The organism is Pseudoalteromonas luteoviolacea CPMOR-1 (assembly GCF_001625685.1).
Lineage (GTDB): Bacteria > Pseudomonadota > Gammaproteobacteria > Enterobacterales > Alteromonadaceae > Pseudoalteromonas > Pseudoalteromonas luteoviolacea_K.
In genome coordinates this window covers 1-13361 of the sequence record NZ_AUYC01000031.1, presented here as the reverse complement: position 1 = coordinate 13361, position 13361 = coordinate 1, and the positions used below count along the sequence as shown (strand labels likewise).

At 41.4% G+C, this 13361-nt stretch carries 22 protein-coding genes and 1 tRNA gene; 11 read left to right on the top strand and 12 right to left on the bottom strand.

Annotation, left to right across the window (positions count from 1 at the left end; translation table 11 throughout):
* Window position 1 precedes the first annotated feature (1 nt).
* From secG to N473_RS13110, 3 genes are all read left to right on the top strand, one after another.
* A complete protein-coding gene (gene secG, locus N473_RS13120) occupies window positions 2-340 on the top strand; it encodes a preprotein translocase subunit SecG (protein WP_039608747.1) in 339 nt (112 codons plus the stop codon).
* A gap of 9 nt (window positions 341-349) precedes the next feature.
* Window positions 350-435, top strand: a tRNA-Leu gene (locus N473_RS13115).
* A 159-nt stretch (window positions 436-594) separates the two neighbouring features.
* Window positions 595-1977, top strand: coding sequence for a tyrosine-type recombinase/integrase (locus N473_RS13110; RefSeq protein WP_063368313.1), 1383 nt, complete (start codon window positions 595-597; stop codon window positions 1975-1977).
* 17 nt (window positions 1978-1994) lie between these two features.
* Here N473_RS13110 and N473_RS13105 read toward each other — a convergent pair whose 3' ends face one another.
* The 11 genes from N473_RS13105 to N473_RS13055 are packed head-to-tail and all read right to left on the bottom strand — an operon-like array spanning window position 1995 to window position 8428.
* Window positions 1995-2309, bottom strand: coding sequence for a helix-turn-helix transcriptional regulator (locus tag N473_RS13105; RefSeq protein WP_063368312.1), 315 nt, complete (start codon window positions 2307-2309; stop codon window positions 1995-1997).
* 4 nt (window positions 2310-2313) lie between these two features.
* A complete protein-coding gene (locus N473_RS25860) occupies window positions 2314-2880 on the bottom strand; it encodes a hypothetical protein (protein ID WP_081221162.1) in 567 nt (188 codons plus the stop codon).
* Complete coding sequence (locus tag N473_RS13095) at window positions 2877-3506, bottom strand: MT-A70 family methyltransferase (RefSeq protein WP_063368311.1); 630 nt, start codon at window positions 3504-3506, stop codon at window positions 2877-2879. Before N473_RS13095 ends, N473_RS25860 begins: the two co-directional genes overlap by 4 nt.
* Entirely contained in the window at window positions 3499-3825 is a 327-nt protein-coding gene (locus tag N473_RS13090) for a hypothetical protein (protein WP_063368310.1), read from the bottom strand. The genes N473_RS13095 and N473_RS13090 overlap by 8 nt, the downstream gene beginning before the upstream one ends.
* 44 nt (window positions 3826-3869) lie before the next feature.
* On the bottom strand, window positions 3870-4685 hold the full coding sequence (locus tag N473_RS13085; RefSeq protein WP_063368309.1) for a DUF2303 family protein: 816 nt from the start codon (window positions 4683-4685) through the stop codon (window positions 3870-3872).
* Window positions 4686-4715: 30 nt separating this feature from the next.
* The gene (locus N473_RS13080) at window positions 4716-5063 is read right to left on the bottom strand and encodes a hypothetical protein (protein ID WP_063368308.1); all 348 of its coding nucleotides are present in this window, start codon (window positions 5061-5063) and stop codon (window positions 4716-4718) included.
* Between the two features lie 48 nt (window positions 5064-5111).
* Window positions 5112-5747 carry a single-stranded DNA-binding protein gene (gene ssb / locus N473_RS13075; protein ID WP_063368307.1) on the bottom strand — a complete coding sequence of 212 codons (636 nt, stop codon included), beginning with the start codon at window positions 5745-5747 and terminating at the stop codon, window positions 5112-5114.
* Complete coding sequence (locus N473_RS13070) at window positions 5740-6144, bottom strand: zinc-finger-containing protein (RefSeq protein WP_063368306.1); 405 nt, start codon at window positions 6142-6144, stop codon at window positions 5740-5742. Before N473_RS13070 ends, ssb begins: the two co-directional genes overlap by 8 nt.
* A gap of 57 nt (window positions 6145-6201) precedes the next feature.
* A complete protein-coding gene (locus tag N473_RS13065; RefSeq protein ID WP_063368305.1) occupies window positions 6202-7227 on the bottom strand; it encodes a hypothetical protein in 1026 nt (341 codons plus the stop codon).
* Window positions 7228-7229: 2 nt separating this feature from the next.
* Entirely contained in the window at window positions 7230-8147 is a 918-nt protein-coding gene (locus tag N473_RS13060; RefSeq protein WP_063368304.1) for a Rad52/Rad22 family DNA repair protein, read from the bottom strand.
* Between the two features lie 14 nt (window positions 8148-8161).
* The gene (locus N473_RS13055) at window positions 8162-8428 is read right to left on the bottom strand and encodes a hypothetical protein (protein ID WP_063368303.1); all 267 of its coding nucleotides are present in this window, start codon (window positions 8426-8428) and stop codon (window positions 8162-8164) included.
* Window positions 8429-8553: 125 nt separating this feature from the next.
* Here N473_RS13055 and N473_RS26235 point away from each other — a divergent pair, with 125 nt between their 5' ends.
* Genes N473_RS26235 through N473_RS26905 form a run of 4 tightly spaced genes read left to right on the top strand, consistent with a single transcriptional unit; the run spans window position 8554 to window position 9632 of the window.
* Window positions 8554-8703, top strand: a complete 150-nt coding sequence (locus N473_RS26235; protein ID WP_155735608.1) for a hypothetical protein — start codon at window positions 8554-8556, stop codon at window positions 8701-8703.
* On the top strand, window positions 8704-9219 hold the full coding sequence (locus N473_RS13050; RefSeq protein WP_063368302.1) for a hypothetical protein: 516 nt from the start codon (window positions 8704-8706) through the stop codon (window positions 9217-9219).
* The gene (locus N473_RS13045; RefSeq protein ID WP_063368301.1) at window positions 9220-9486 is read left to right on the top strand and encodes a hypothetical protein; all 267 of its coding nucleotides are present in this window, start codon (window positions 9220-9222) and stop codon (window positions 9484-9486) included.
* Between the two features lie 11 nt (window positions 9487-9497).
* Complete coding sequence (locus N473_RS26905; RefSeq protein WP_269202344.1) at window positions 9498-9632, top strand: hypothetical protein; 135 nt, start codon at window positions 9498-9500, stop codon at window positions 9630-9632.
* Between the two features lie 78 nt (window positions 9633-9710).
* Here N473_RS26905 and N473_RS13040 read toward each other — a convergent pair whose 3' ends face one another.
* The gene (locus N473_RS13040; protein ID WP_155735607.1) at window positions 9711-10142 is read right to left on the bottom strand and encodes a helix-turn-helix domain-containing protein; all 432 of its coding nucleotides are present in this window, start codon (window positions 10140-10142) and stop codon (window positions 9711-9713) included.
* Window positions 10143-10284: 142 nt separating this feature from the next.
* On the opposite strand from N473_RS13040, the gene N473_RS13035 reads away from it, so the two are divergent.
* From N473_RS13035 to N473_RS13020, 4 genes are all read left to right on the top strand, one after another.
* Window positions 10285-10653, top strand: coding sequence for a hypothetical protein (locus tag N473_RS13035; protein WP_063368299.1), 369 nt, complete (start codon window positions 10285-10287; stop codon window positions 10651-10653).
* Between the two features lie 147 nt (window positions 10654-10800).
* Window positions 10801-11232, top strand: a complete 432-nt coding sequence (locus N473_RS13030; protein WP_063368298.1) for a hypothetical protein — start codon at window positions 10801-10803, stop codon at window positions 11230-11232.
* Window positions 11213-11728 (top strand): hypothetical protein, encoded by a 516-nt coding sequence (locus tag N473_RS13025; RefSeq protein WP_063368297.1) that lies wholly within the window; start codon window positions 11213-11215, stop codon window positions 11726-11728. Before N473_RS13030 ends, N473_RS13025 begins: the two co-directional genes overlap by 20 nt.
* Before the next feature lie 40 nt (window positions 11729-11768).
* A complete protein-coding gene (locus N473_RS13020) occupies window positions 11769-13193 on the top strand; it encodes a DNA cytosine methyltransferase (protein WP_063368296.1) in 1425 nt (474 codons plus the stop codon).
* Window positions 13194-13361 lie beyond the last annotated feature (168 nt).

Genomic DNA, 13361 nt, shown 5'->3' with positions numbered 1-13361 from the left:
AATGTACGAAATTCTTTTGGTTGTCTACTTAGTCGTTGCTTTAGCGTTAGTTGGAATGATTTTGATTCAACAAGGTAAAGGTGCCGACATGGGCTCTTCGTTTGGAGCAGGTGCATCAGCAACCGTATTCGGTTCATCAGGTGCAGGCAACTTTATGACCAAAACAACGACAGTACTTGCAACCGTGTTTTTCGTGTTAAGTATTGCATTAGGTAACCTTACTGCAGGCCAGATTAAACAAACTGACCAGTGGGAAAACCTAGAAGCGCCTGCGGCAGTAACTGCCCCAGCAGCGACGGACGTACCAGCTTCTAACGAAGAATCGGACGTACCAAACTAAAAAAGATTTGCGAATGTGGTGGAATTGGTAGACACGCCATCTTGAGGGGGTGGTGAGCTATGCTCGTGGGGGTTCAAGTCCCCCCATTCGCACCAAATAAAACACTTAAAAATCATAGTGTTACTTAAAAAACCGTGCTCCTTATGGGTCCACGGTTTTTTGCTATTTAAGGTACAAAAACACATAATGGTAGACACGAATGGTACTACTGACATACTCTATAAATTCATGAGTATGGCGAGGGAGTATGTTTCATGGCTAAAATCAATCTATCTGTTAGCGCAATAGCTAATCTCAAAATCCCGAATAATAAAAATTATCTCACAGCAACATTTTCTGGTTTCCCAGGTCTTCAGCTTTATCTGAGGTGGGAGTCAAAGCACGTCCAGCCCGAGGGCTTAGATTCTGTCGAGAGACAATCAAAAACCGTCTACAACTGGCGATATCGTTATCAAAAACCAAACTCAACGCAACGTACCGCAGTTTCTCTCGGTAACTACCCAGATGTGAGCATTGACGAGGCTAAAGCTGAACATGGCCGTTTAATGGCCCTTGTCAAAGCGGGAACGGATCCGCAAATAGAAGTGTTACAAGACAAGTTGCGCCAAAAAATGCTGGCGTCTATGGTTGACGGGTTCACAAAAAAGTCCTCTGTTAATCATGTTTTTATGGAGTTTAAAAAAGACTGGGAGCTGACCGGCGGCACTGAGCGTGCTTTAAGAAATTACGAGCTTTCGTATGAAAAGTATATCTTACCGCATTGGAATGGGCGGGATATGAAGTCTATATCACCACGAGAGTGGGATGAATTTGTTTTGAACATTGCTAATATTCAAGGCAAAAAAGGCGCAGCAGAAGCCGTACATAAAGCCATGCGCAGGCTCTTTAGTTACGCTGTTGAAAAAGATATCGTAGCATCTAACCCGCTTTTTGGTCGTAAAGCGGTTCTTCCTAGCATTGCCAGTACACCGGATGAAACATATTTGGAAAGCCGTGATGTACATAAATTACTGACGGAGCTTGACGAGCAGCCATGTGAACCAATGCTCAAGACGCTGATCGCCTTGATGTTAAGAGTTGGTGTGCGCTCTGAAGAGTGGACGCGTGTAAAATTGGGGTGGATCAACTTCCAAAAAATGCGTATTGAACACCCGCCCGAGGCGATGAAAAATAGGAAAAAAGCGTGGACACATTTACCTGAGAATGTGATCACTTTACTGATTGATTACATTGGCACATTGAAAGACAGGTATGGTGAATTAGACAAAGAAATGTATCTTTTTCACGAACATGATCCTCACTCTCAATTAGAAAGAGACTATTTCTCTCGGAAAGTTAGCGAGCTTAGCGGCTGGTTAAAATTTACGCCTAAAATTTTCCGTAAAACCGTATCTACTCACTTGCAAGAAAGAGGCTGCCCTAGTGAAGTCCTTCGAGCTATTCGGAACCAAACTCTCGCCAAAGGCACTGGCAAGAATTATGAGTTTGGTGATTTGTTTCAGTTGAAAAAAGAATGGATTGACCGTTGGCAGTTAATTTTAGAAGAAGTAAAGCACGACCCTGAAGCGCTTATTGGCGAAAAAGAGTCTCAGTTAAACGATGAGTTATCATCAAAAGTCAATGACTTGTTTGCTTAAGCTTGCCGCCTAGGTAGTTACCTAGGCGTGTTTAAGACGTTTTCAATACCTTGCTGCACACCTTCTATGACTACTAATTTAATAAATCGAGCTAAGTTTGGCGGTATTTCGTCAAACTTGAGCTCTTGTCCTTGTGATTTGCCAACGTATTTATAAATGTCGGACTTTCTCCATAGTTTTGTTCTTGACTCGCTTGGGATTGGCTTCGGAATTTCGCCTCTGACCATTTTAGTTTGCAATGTGGCGTTTGTGTTTCCAGTAATTATCATCACTTCTTGCGCTGTCAGTACTTCACATTCTACGTTCTCTTGAGCATTTGATTTTTTTGACATGTTATTACCCCTCATGTGTAGTCAGCGGAATTGCAAACCAAGCAACTGGTCCGCAGTCTGTTTCATGAATTGAAATGAGAAAAGCACTTTTTACATGGCATTCAGGTTGCCAAGATGAAACATTGGTTTCGCCTTCGTTGTAGTAGCAGTGATACAAGTCACTTCCTTCTTGCAAATAATCTTTGTAAAGCATTAGCCCTTGATTCATCAGCCAACAGTCAATTTCTTCTTCTGTTGCACTCTCCCAGAATGGCAGGTCGTCATGCGTCCAATAACCATTACAGTCTTTTTCGACCTGCACTTGATCGAGTTTGACGACATTAGGTAGGGCGCGTACCAAGATATCTTTTGCAGCCTGCGGATCATGATTTATCTTTTCTAATGCGCTTTTTATGAGCGTATCCATGCTTGCAATTGTTGTTGCAAGTTGGCCCGTTGCCTGAATAACCCAATCGTGAGGCTTGAAACTTTCTGCCTCTTCTTTTGTAGTGGGTAGATAGCTTTGCTCGTTTCTCATGCCAGCATTTAGCGCATGGTCTCTTAGTACTTTTTGGATATAATTTGGTGTCATGCTGCTTCTCCTTTAGCATCAAACTTGCTTGTTTCATTTCCCCATACTGACCAACCAGGTGATGAGGTGCGAGCAAATAGCTCGATTGTCGGCTTGTCACCTGCTAACTCTTTACACTTTTGTCTGAACTCGTCAGGTTTACGACTATGCTCGAGGATTTGGTAATTACCAGTGAAGCTTATGAACTGAAATATTTCACTGGCGTCTAAAAGTTCGTGATTTCCAACAGCTCTCACGGATCTTGATGCGACTTTTGGCTTTCCTTTTGTAGCAATGATTGCGCACTCTAAACCGGCTCTGGTATATGCGCCCATGCCGAACACAGGCTTTCCATTGACAGTTAACTTGTTCCAGTTAAAGCCATTCATATTTTTAAGAGTGAAACCCCACGCTTTGACAACGGCAATAGCCTCTTCAGGCATAGCGCCCACATACCACATAACCAAAATGCAATCGTCGGCCGCAATGCTATCGACAGGCATTGCTTTTAACTCATCTACGCTCATTGTGTCGTAATGTTGCGCTGCACCGGATTTCATAGAGCCGCCAGTTTTTTTGCTGTTAAATTGCCATGCGGGGTCTGCGTAAATCAGTCCGAATTTTTGGCCTTTAAATTCATCAAACATGCGTAACCTCGTCATGTGTAGTTGTTTCTATTAATACCGAGATATTTAACCTGGTGAATGTTCCCTCATGATGCCAGTCATCAAGGGTTTGCACTTCCGTTTTACCTTTGAAGAGGTACACGCCGGCAGTCTCGGGCAAGTCGATCTTGTGGAATAGATCTTCCATGTCACAAGCGTACGCTTGCAAATCAGTATTGAATTGTGTATTTGTTTTTAATACCTCTGTTACCGCGCCATCTACGCCAGTTGAGCCAATAGCAACAACCGCTTCAACGTCACTCAGTGTCATTTCGGCTTTTTCATAAAGTTCGTTACACATGATTTTTCCTTTGGTTGCTGCCCCGAAGGGCAGCATGTATCAGTTTAAACTCGGCCAATGTACGTCTTGAATGGACACGCTTTAAATTCAGTAGTTAGCAGTTCTTTAAAGCGTTCAGTGATCTCTTCTTGCGTTGATTCGAGTCGCAAAATACGGAAGCTGATCTTTGGGCGGTCACCACCGGTTAAAATGCCGACTCGAACAGTAAACGAAAACTCGCCTAAGCCGTTGTAAGGTTCACATTTGAATATAATTTGATTTGGCAGTGTGTCCTTGTTTTTAGCTTCAATGCTATCCATTGCCGACATTGAGGCGCCAAAGTCTTCCACCTTTGAATTGAGTTGTCTGGCGCTGTCTATTGAAAGGTCTCTAAGGCGTTGAGCCGCAATTGCTGGTGCCATATCGCCGCCGTTCATGTCTGCAACAGTAATTAAGTCGCTCCAATCTTCAATAAATTCTGCCGCAGTTTTTTGGCTAAGCGAGTCGTCACCGGTTGCCAATAGTGCTTTGTATGGCCCTGTTTTTTTCAATGCCACGATAGCTTTGTGATCTTGGTGCAGTGGTACTTCAGTGGTCCCAATATCAAAAACTGTTTCAGCGCTCATTGTTGAAGAATCAATAAAGCAGCCTGAATCGTCATTTCCATGTTCGATGCTGTAGGCAACAAAGTCGTTGATGCTCTCAGTATCAAAGTTCAGTCTTAGCCTTGAACGAACTGCCATAAACTTTTCTAAGTCTTGGACTTTAAAGCTGCCTGGCACTAGAGCTAGAGGAACATTTGTATCTTGCAACTGCTCAGTAAAATGGGCTGCGTTGGCTGTTTCTTGAATGTGTTGTACTGCTTCTTTAGATAATGACATGTTTGATTTCCTTATTGTTTAGTTGATGGTTTAGTTTTGTTGTACTAGGGTAAATTGGCCGTTGAACTCTTCTTGCGGCTGCTCAATTGTGAGAACGCCACCTTTACCCACATAAAACGGGGTCTCATTAGATGCTGTTTCTGATTTGCTTCCTCTCCTTGTAAGCGTTGTATGTGTGAGCTTACTTGAGACCATTACCTGGTTGTTTTCGCCGACACGTTGAAAAGTTAAGTCGATTGTCAATTTACCTTTTCTGTTACCAGCGCCGTGTACAACTTGGCCGAGAGCTACATCGCTAAGTAAGTGCGATACTTTCTCTTTAAAAACTCCGGCCTCAAGACTACTGATGAATGTTTGTATATCTGTCGTATTACTCATTGCTGTTGCTCCTGCTGAAATTTTATCTATTTAAAAACGATGTATTCCTCAAAAGGGAATATCATCGTCAAAGTCGATGGGTGGCTCCATTGGGTTATTTGGACCGCCTAAGTTACTGTGCTCAGAAGGCAAACCTGCCGCCTCACTAGTGTTTTGATGACCATTACCTTGGTTTGCGTTGTTTTGTTGCTGCTGGTTAAAGCCACTGCGCTGATTTTGGTTGTTTCGGCCTTGTTGTTGAGAATTGAAGCCTCCGCGCTGGTTTTGGTTATTTTGATGACCATTGCCATATTGCGCGTTCTGTTGCGGGTAGTTTTGTGGCCCGTAGTGCTGATCATTGCGGCTACCCATCATTTGCATTTGACCGTTTATGTCTACGACTACTTCTGTGGTGTATTTGTCTTGTCCGCTTTGATCAGTCCATTTGCGGGTTTGTAATTTACCCTCAATGTAAACTTGCGAGCCTTTACGCAGGTATTCGCCTGCAACTTCTGCCAACTTTCCGAAGATCACTACGCGATGCCATTCGGTGCGCTCTTGCTGCTGACCACTGTTTTTATCTTTCCAAGACTCAGATGTTGCAATACTTAAGATAGCAACGGCGTTACCGTTAGGCATATAGCGAACTTCTGGATCTTGGCCTAGGTTTCCAACAATGATTACTTTGTTTACACCTCTACCCATGTTTAACCCCGGCTTGTAATGTGCTTAGATGGTTTTGGGAAATACGAACCACTTTTTTGCAGGTTTCCACGTCAAACATTCCGATGTGGCAATCTCTACCGTTAATCCCCAGCTTTTTAGCAAGCCATTTATATGCGTCTTGGCGCTTCATGTGACCATTTCTCCATATCTTGTCAAAAGCACTGTGAGCGTTACTTTTTTCGGCTCTTAATTGAGCGTTAGCTAATCTGCCCATAGGCTTGTCAGTTCCTTTGTGGCATCCGACATATGCATCGCAACTCTGGCAGCTGTAAAAAGTCTTTTTAAATAAATCGGGTCTATGAGGATAAATCTCTCGACCTGATACTTTTTTCGAAAATTGGCCGCAGTAACCGCAAATTGGTGTAATTCCTTCCATTCTTTTAATACCTTTTTTGACCTTGTAAGAGGGCGCTAGGCGCACCTCATTGGTTGGTTATGCTGCTTGCTGGCTAAGCATTTCTTCTAGAAGTTCAATGTGCTTTTCTGCTTCTTCGAGCTTGCTGCAAACTGTTTCTAACTCGTAGCTTTGTGCTCTGCTTGCATGGCTAGGCCAACTATTAAAACGTTCGTATTTAATATCAAAGCTCTCGCTTGTATCTTCATCAGCCGCTAGTTCCGGTTGGTCATCGTTTGCTGCTTTAGTCGTTGGAGGCTGAGCTGCTTCACGCGCTTTAGCCATGTCTAAAATTTGGTTTAATTGAGATGTTGCGTTATGAACAGCCTGTTTTGCTGCGCTGATATCGCCGTATGTTTCCTCGTTGATAACAGTTGCATCCAATTTAGCTATGGCTGCTTTAATGTCTTCACTAGAAGAGTTAAACATCGTCATTGGCGTGTTTGAAATTTGGCTTAATGCGTCACGTTGATCTGCTTCTTTTTGCTGTTCAGCTAGGCGTTCACGTTTTAGAGCATCTTCACGTAAGTTGTATAGTGCTGTAGTAACATCGTCTTTCACTTTAAGAGCTTCATGTATCAGCTCAGGATCAAAGTGATCCACTTCTATTATGCTCACTGCTTCTATACAGCCGGCGATATACTCTGATGATTTATTGGCGCAGTCAGGGACAAAATTCCGAATAGCTTGAATTTCATCCCTCTGCGAATTAAGAAAGGCTTCTCTTTCCGCTGCTATACGAGCTGCTTCTTTTTTCCGAGCTGTGTCCTCTGCCTCGAAAGGTTTAACGATAACTGAGTAAATATTTTCTACTCTAGCAATCAATTCATCACCTTTGCTTTTTACATCTTTACCAATTTCAATTCGACGTTTGTTAATTGCGTCAGTAAGCTTGTTTCTTTCAGTCCTTATTTTCCTAGCTTCTTTGAACTGTTCGTCATCTTTCATGTTGTAGACAGTGTCGGCAGGGTACTTTTCCTCAAGCTCTTTAAGTTTTTCTTCCGTGATCTGATTTTGAAAAACAATGCTTAACACATCTGGATTTACTATATTATTCGACGACATATTTACTCTCCTTGGATTTTTGTAATTGTTGCCGCTCTTACGGCTTTTAATTGGTTTTGATATTCAGAGATATCCAAGCCTAAAGACTTGCACTGACCTTTAAGCTCTTGTAATAACTGGTTGTAAGTCATTTCTAAAACAGCTTCGTTAGGCTCTTTTTGCAACTGATCTAACTTCTTGCTGAACCATCTTTCGAACCTATCAAATGACTCTTTTTGTGATTGCTGCTTGGCGTGTTTGATTTCAGACATGCGCTGTTCTCTAGCTGCCTTTATCTCATGTCTAAATACATCGCTATTCTGTGCTTCGGCGCATTTGATAGCTGTGGAGAATGCTTTCTTTAGTTCCGTTTCTGTTTTCGCTGCATTTATGCTTTTAATAAATGGGCTAATATCTTTCACTGGTAAAGCCCATGCCGGCAATAAAGGAGAGGACCACTGTGCGCTTAAAATTGCGTATTGATTGTCACTTTCTGAATGCTTGAAAGTGACATAGTTTTCTGTGCATTCGTTTCTATCGCTTATGCGTTGGCATTCGATAAAAACAGGCTTTACTAGGTGTAGATATCGACCAATTCCAAATTGAACAGAAGCACGCTTCATTGCGCTTGATAATGCGCCTTTTAGCGGCTCAAAATCCGTGTAAGATGCACCGTCCCATTTGGTGACCCAGGTGTTACCCACTTTGATACTCAAGCCACAAATTTGACCACCTTGACCGTCTTTGAATTCATTTTTCCAGCCATCTAGCCCCAGCACTTCGTCTAACCTATGTTGAACAGCACGGTTTGTAATAAAAGGAACGACCTCAACCCAAAGTGTGTTTTTATTTATGCCTTTTCTATTCACCAGCCATTCAACTTCATGATCATTGAATGGAGCGCTGAGCTTCTCTTTAATTTCTTGTGCAGTCAGTGTCATTTTTGAATCCTTCACTATTGCGCCGCAGTTGTTGAGTGATGACTATTTGCATAGGCAATCAGTTTGTTTAGCTGTTTTTCAGCATCCGGTGAATTTAAAGACACCGTGGACATATCAATAACATTGGCATCCGGTTTCCCTTTATTCACCGTATGGTCATAAGTGACAACGTCGATCATGTGATTGCGTGGATATGTATTAATTGAAATTGATACTCTGTCATGCTGTTGGAAGCTAGCTAGAAGCAATTCAGCTAATTTGTGTATCAATACCGTTTTCATGATGTACAATCCTTTACTGTCCTCACCCATATGAGTGATAGTTATCTTGATGTTGTGTATTATACTATGTATTGTATAATGCGGATGTCAACATTTGATGTGATGTTTTTTTGAAAGGAGTAAATATGAAAACTCAAGTTTTGGCAGAGATTCCGTCCCATGCATTGAAAGAAGTTGTAGGCGGAACAAGTGGCGGAGGCTTAGATCCAAGTCAAAAATCCTCCGCTTTAGTTGTTGATTTAATTATCAAAAAAGGAAAATCCACAGGAGGGTAAATGTACACAGAATTAGAGCAGCACCTTTTATCTTTGATTAATCATTCGATGATTGCATATATTGTCTTGTGGGCAGCCTATATCATTAAGTTTAAGAGAATTGATAGCTATAGTATTACACTGACAGTGTTCGTTCTTTTTTCAAGCTTAATGACTGTATTGACGCCTTATATATTCAGTTATTCTAAAGGTGGAGAAGGAATTTTTTATAAAGCTATCTGGCATGGCTTTTTCGTAGCTGCTCATATTATTGAAATTATTTCTATCACTAAGCTTCATGAGAGTTTTAGATTAAAAATCAGTGCATTATCTTTGGTTTTTGTAGCTCTTCTTGGAGTGCAAGCGTCTCTTCACTTGGTTAGACTGGTTGAAAAGAGCTTATTTGATTCAACTTATACGGCTTTTATTTATACAGAAGGTATAAAGTTTGTTAATTTAGTGTTTGTATTTGTCTGTGTATTATGTATTATCTTAGGTGTTATTAGAAATTATCAGCTAGATAAGAAGTGTGTATAGATGGATGCTTTAATTACATGCGCTGCTGTCATGCTAATCCTTATCTTAGGATTAGCATTGGCAATGGCAATAAAGGGCGCTTTTTCTTCGTATTTTTACACGAGAAGTAGCAAGGAACATTCTAACGTTTATGATATGAAATTGTACTTAGAAAAGAAAGCTTTAAGCTACCATATGGCGGCTGAGGTTTCAGACAGTTTGGTTGAAAAAACGATTTTACTCAAAAGGAAAGATGAAACACTAGAGAGGCTAAGTGAGCGTTTTTAAAGGAATGTATAATGAAAATATTAATAAAAAAGTGTTTGTTTAGCTTGGAAAAGCCAGTTAGATCGCTGCAAAGCTTAGATAAATCGAAACTGAGGTTTATCAGTGGCGGGACTAATGGTGGAGGGATAGACCCTCATTCTAAATAAAAAAAGGGCCGAGCAGCCCTTTTTTTATTTGCTAAAGGTTTTTTAAAATTCCCAAAAAAACCTCATTATTCTGATTTCTTAGTTACCAAACTTCCTAAGTGTGCTTTGCACTTTTTCTTCTCTCTCGGCCTTTTGAACCTTAAGGATTTCATAAATTTCAGCAACTTGAGACGGGTTCATTTTTTCATAAACACTGAAAAATTTTGTGATTTCTCTTTCGCTTAAGTTTAGCTGTCTTGCAATAGTTTGGAATGTTTCTGTTAGAAGTTCATGATCAACATGTAGCTCAGGCTCTTGGTTATTGATTAAGTCCAAGAAGTAATTTTTACCAACATCTAAAACTGCGGCTAACCTTTCTAGCTGCTCATTAGAAGGAGTATACCTACCCGCAAAATAGTGACTTACTCCACCTTGTGAGCTCACCTCAAAGACATCTACCAAGTCTTCTTGCTTTATTCCTTTGGCACGCATCAAACTCCGCGCCTCTTTGGCCCAATTGTTGTTCGCCATGTCTTAAATGTTTTGCTGTTCGAATACAAACATAATACATGTTGCGGGTTATTTTTCAAATAGCTAGTTATTTTTTTATTGAGTGCTTGCTATTTCTGTATTATAAAATACATAATATATAAAAATTTAAGGAGTGAGTACTATGAAGCTGGCACCTTGGCTAGAAGAAAATGAATACAGCTTAGAAACGTTAGCGTCCTTTCTAGGCAAGTCGTTCTATACGGTTAGAAGTTACATTTATGGACATAGGAGAGTCCCAAAGGCTGTTGGCGAGAAAATTCATGAGCTTACTAATGGGCAGGTAACTCAAAAAGATCTCGACGCCCAGTATGAAGCGTTTAATGACAGAACTGAGAGGTTTGGAATTGTAAGGATTAATGGTAAGAAATTCGGAAATCCTATTACTACGATAAACATCGAAGACTCAGATGATAAAAAAAAGAAATTCATCAAAAACGTACATGATTTGGTGTTAGCTACTAGCAGTGAAGATAACAGTCTATGCGCTTAACTCGAGATGCGGTTAATAATATCTTTATTGGAACCTTGCCAGATCGCCAAATAAACCCTTTTTCAATCAACAATCAAGAGCTAGTCACTATTATGCACTCGGGCATTAGCTGTAAGGATCCTTCTAGCCTAGTACTAGGACATAGTAATGAATAAAACGATTTTAGAAAGTGCGCTTCTTAATGAAAGCTTTATTAGTTACTTCAAAAGGACTGGCGGAGGCTTTAATCCTCTCGACTGCGAGTACATCACATTGGAAGAGCGGATCACTTCATGGCTTATGTCAGATGATGAATATATGGCGGCACCTCACTACTTTGTACCGGTAGGAAGCGAACAACCCAAACAACGAATTGTTCCTAAACACATGGTGGCAACCGGCCTTAAGTCTAGAAATATTGGAATCGCTAAAATGTGGCGTTTTTTTATCGGCTTCACTCTTCAGAAGCCGCCCATGTGCAGCGAGGTTAGCAAACTGTATGAGGCTTTAGGGTCTCAGGATATTCATTGGACTATGACCTGTGAACAAATTCAACAATTTCAAAATAAAAGGACTATTGATGAACTCAGTATTTATTAACCCTTTGGAATGGCGAACGCCAGGTCCTAAAGCGGTAGTTGGCCTAGTGACTTATGTCGTAGAGGGCGGAGCTACAGTAACACAGCCACTAACACTTAATGAGTTAAAGCTGATCTGTGCTTCAAGAGAGGAAGAGTATCAAGCAGAACAGTTAGAGAAAGAACGTTTAAAAAGAGAATGTTCGGTCTACGGCTGTGACAGCATTGAAAAACAGTTTTCTTTCAAAGAGTTTGAAAAAATTCTACTCCTCTCACTTGCTAGTCATTTGAAAAACCACGATGAAGACTTGGAGAAATTAGCTACTGAGCTGGTGGCACCGATACAAATCCCGACAAAAAGCGGTGTATTGGAAACAATCGACGGCTGGTTGTGTTGGGCAGACAAGATAAAGGATCCTCAGCAAAGAATTGCTGTTATGAAATCCATCGCAAGTGCCAAGGATTACATTCTAAGAGCTGAGCGCTTGATGCAAGGCGCGAGAATAACAGTTAGTTAAAGCGGTTTTTAATAAAAGAAACTTATTAAGGAAAGAAACAATGCGGTACTTGAGTTTATTTTCGGGAGTGGAGGCGGCTACTCTAGCATGGGAAGAACTTGGTTGGGAGGCCGTAGCATTTGCACAGTTCGATCCAGATCATGATTATTCAAGAGGGCCAGACTTTGCGTCTGCTGTTTTGGATTTCCACTGGCCAAATGTACCAAACCTTGGTGATGTCACAAAAATTACAACGAGAACATTAAAGCAGCTAGGTCAGATTGATTTGGTTGTTTTCGGAAGTCCTTGTCAGGGGCTTTCAATTGCAGGGAAAGGAGATGGATTAAATGACGAACGAAGTGGCCTATTTAAAGAAGCAATCAGAATTGTCAATTTGTGCAAGAAACACTGCGGAACAAGATTTGCTTTGTGGGAGAATGTGCCCGGATCATTTTCAACCAACGGAGGGAGTGATTTTTCAGAAGTTATCAAATTACTCTCAGGTTCTAAGTTTGATTGCGAAAAATGGCAAACCAGCGGTCTTGCAATCGGCGAGAAAGGGCTTGTCGAGTGGGCTACTCTTAATGCGCAATACTTCGGAGTCCCGCAACGCCGCAGGCGCGTGTTCGCTTTCGCAGATTTTGGAGACTGGGAAAATAGAAGAGAAGTACTTTTTAACAGCCAAAGCGTGCCAAGGGATCTTGAATCGAGCCGAGCGGCGCAAAAAAAAACTTCCAGAGGAATTGCAAATGGCATTGGAAACCCAAGCCATTGGGACAATCGATTAGCACCGCACCCAACACTAAGCCAAAGTCATAGCACAGGCGGAATTGCACAAAGCAATCAGGAACTGTTTTCTCAAAGAGGGGCAGGCCTTGTTATGTCTATTCACCAAAATAATCGAGGAGAAGTTCGGTTATCAAAAGTAGCTCCAACTCTCCAAACTTCAGGTGGGACAGTAGGACAAGGCTACCAAGCAGTTACTTTCAAAAAGCTGAATTCGGCTAATAGCTCTATATACAACGAGAGCGGATTTGGACTGTGGAAGGAAGGAATAGGTCCGCTTCGGAGTAGTGGTGGGACTGTGGGAGGAGGAAGTGAAAACCTGACGATAAACAAGCCTGCTTGCTTTAATGAGCTCGCATACTGCTTGCAAACCACCTGCAATGATTACTCCCGAGCTGACGGATTTAATATGGTAATTCATGGAACACAGGATCCCATCGTGTCTAGTTCTGCACATTGCTTAGGTCGAAACTCGGGTCAGGAAAATGCACTGCTCAATTTAAACGGGCGGGTTAGAAAGCTTACTCCTATTGAATGCGAGCGACTGCAAGGAATGCCAGATGATCACACCAAAGTCCCTTGGATGAATAAAAGTACTCATAACTGTCCAGATGGACATAGATACAAAGCTATTGGTAATAGCATGGCTGTGCCTGTCATGAAGTGGATTGGGCAGCAAATTCAACTAGCAACCCAATAAATTGCTAAGTAAGCGATAGGAGTAACTATGTTTGAAAATTTATACGAACAACACCCTGAGCATAAGCCAGGTAAAAGGAAATGCGAACGAAATAAAAGTGCAGACAACTCTAATAGTTGCAGGTGCGGAATGGCTAAACAAGAAAGAAAAAAGCCTAGATAAAACAAA

What these genes read in the sequence shown, in the direction of transcription:
- secG (WP_039608747.1), top strand. Translation starts at nt 2, where the DNA reads ATGTACGAAATTCTTTTGGTTGTCTACTTAGTCGTTGCTTTAGCGTTA.
- N473_RS13110 (WP_063368313.1), top strand. Translation starts at nt 595, where the DNA reads ATGGCTAAAATCAATCTATCTGTTAGCGCAATAGCTAATCTCAAAATC.
- N473_RS13105 (WP_063368312.1), bottom strand. Translation starts at nt 2,309, where the DNA reads ATGTCAAAAAAATCAAATGCTCAAGAGAACGTAGAATGTGAAGTACTG.
- N473_RS25860 (WP_081221162.1), bottom strand. Translation starts at nt 2,880, where the DNA reads ATGACACCAAATTATATCCAAAAAGTACTAAGAGACCATGCGCTAAAT.
- N473_RS13095 (WP_063368311.1), bottom strand. Translation starts at nt 3,506, where the DNA reads ATGTTTGATGAATTTAAAGGCCAAAAATTCGGACTGATTTACGCAGAC.
- N473_RS13090 (WP_063368310.1), bottom strand. Translation starts at nt 3,825, where the DNA reads ATGTGTAACGAACTTTATGAAAAAGCCGAAATGACACTGAGTGACGTT.
- N473_RS13085 (WP_063368309.1), bottom strand. Translation starts at nt 4,685, where the DNA reads ATGTCATTATCTAAAGAAGCAGTACAACACATTCAAGAAACAGCCAAC.
- N473_RS13080 (WP_063368308.1), bottom strand. Translation starts at nt 5,063, where the DNA reads ATGAGTAATACGACAGATATACAAACATTCATCAGTAGTCTTGAGGCC.
- ssb (WP_063368307.1), bottom strand. Translation starts at nt 5,747, where the DNA reads ATGGGTAGAGGTGTAAACAAAGTAATCATTGTTGGAAACCTAGGCCAA.
- N473_RS13070 (WP_063368306.1), bottom strand. Translation starts at nt 6,144, where the DNA reads ATGGAAGGAATTACACCAATTTGCGGTTACTGCGGCCAATTTTCGAAA.
- N473_RS13065 (WP_063368305.1), bottom strand. Translation starts at nt 7,227, where the DNA reads ATGTCGTCGAATAATATAGTAAATCCAGATGTGTTAAGCATTGTTTTT.
- N473_RS13060 (WP_063368304.1), bottom strand. Translation starts at nt 8,147, where the DNA reads ATGACACTGACTGCACAAGAAATTAAAGAGAAGCTCAGCGCTCCATTC.
- N473_RS13055 (WP_063368303.1), bottom strand. Translation starts at nt 8,428, where the DNA reads ATGAAAACGGTATTGATACACAAATTAGCTGAATTGCTTCTAGCTAGC.
- N473_RS26235 (WP_155735608.1), top strand. Translation starts at nt 8,554, where the DNA reads ATGAAAACTCAAGTTTTGGCAGAGATTCCGTCCCATGCATTGAAAGAA.
- N473_RS13050 (WP_063368302.1), top strand. Translation starts at nt 8,704, where the DNA reads ATGTACACAGAATTAGAGCAGCACCTTTTATCTTTGATTAATCATTCG.
- N473_RS13045 (WP_063368301.1), top strand. Translation starts at nt 9,220, where the DNA reads ATGGATGCTTTAATTACATGCGCTGCTGTCATGCTAATCCTTATCTTA.
- N473_RS26905 (WP_269202344.1), top strand. Translation starts at nt 9,498, where the DNA reads ATGAAAATATTAATAAAAAAGTGTTTGTTTAGCTTGGAAAAGCCAGTT.
- N473_RS13040 (WP_155735607.1), bottom strand. Translation starts at nt 10,142, where the DNA reads ATGGCGAACAACAATTGGGCCAAAGAGGCGCGGAGTTTGATGCGTGCC.
- N473_RS13035 (WP_063368299.1), top strand. Translation starts at nt 10,285, where the DNA reads ATGAAGCTGGCACCTTGGCTAGAAGAAAATGAATACAGCTTAGAAACG.
- N473_RS13030 (WP_063368298.1), top strand. Translation starts at nt 10,801, where the DNA reads ATGAATAAAACGATTTTAGAAAGTGCGCTTCTTAATGAAAGCTTTATT.
- N473_RS13025 (WP_063368297.1), top strand. Translation starts at nt 11,213, where the DNA reads ATGAACTCAGTATTTATTAACCCTTTGGAATGGCGAACGCCAGGTCCT.
- N473_RS13020 (WP_063368296.1), top strand. Translation starts at nt 11,769, where the DNA reads ATGCGGTACTTGAGTTTATTTTCGGGAGTGGAGGCGGCTACTCTAGCA.